Origin of the sequence: Citrobacter sp. CK189 (genome assembly GCF_030333505.1) — a bacterium.
GTDB classification, from domain to species: Bacteria; Pseudomonadota; Gammaproteobacteria; order Enterobacterales; family Enterobacteriaceae; genus Citrobacter_B; species Citrobacter_B koseri.
This window is the reverse complement of record NZ_JAOWFV010000029.1, coordinates 1-366: the sequence shown is the minus strand read 5'-3', so window position 1 is coordinate 366 and position 366 is coordinate 1. Positions and strand designations below refer to the sequence as shown.

Below are 366 nucleotides of genomic sequence, written 5' to 3'. Positions count from 1 at the left end.
GATGGCTACGTAGCTCAGTTGGTTAGAGCACATCACTCATAATGATGGGGTCACAGGTTCGAATCCCGTCGTAGCCACCATCTTTTTTGCGGGAGTGGCGAAATTGGTAGACGCACCAGATTTAGGTTCTGGCGCCGCAAGGTGTGCGAGTTCAAGTCTCGCCTCCCGCACCATTCACCAGTACGCGTTGCACGGATGGGGTATCGCCAAGCGGTAAGGCACCGGTTTTTGATACCGGCATTCCCTGGTTCGAATCCAGGTACCCCAGCCATCGAAGAAAACAATCTGGCTACGTAGCTCAGTTGGTTAGAGCACATCACTCATAATGATGGGGTCACAGGTTCGAATCCCGTCGTAGCCACCAAA

At 53.0% G+C, this 366-nt stretch carries 4 tRNA genes; all 4 read left to right on the top strand.

The features are described from left to right. Nucleotides 1-3 precede the first annotated feature (3 nt). The 4 genes from OGV83_RS00750 to OGV83_RS00735 all read left to right on the top strand — a co-directional run bounded on the left by OGV83_RS00750 (nt 4) and on the right by OGV83_RS00735 (nt 364). A tRNA-Met gene (locus OGV83_RS00750) sits at nt 4-80 on the top strand. An 8-nt stretch (nt 81-88) separates the two neighbouring features. Beyond that, nucleotides 89-173 (top strand) — tRNA-Leu (locus tag OGV83_RS00745). Nucleotides 174-196: 23 nt separating this feature from the next. Beyond that, a tRNA-Gln gene (locus tag OGV83_RS00740) sits at nt 197-271 on the top strand. A gap of 16 nt (nt 272-287) precedes the next feature. Continuing rightward, nucleotides 288-364, top strand: a tRNA-Met gene (locus OGV83_RS00735). Nucleotides 365-366: the final 2 nt, after the last annotated feature.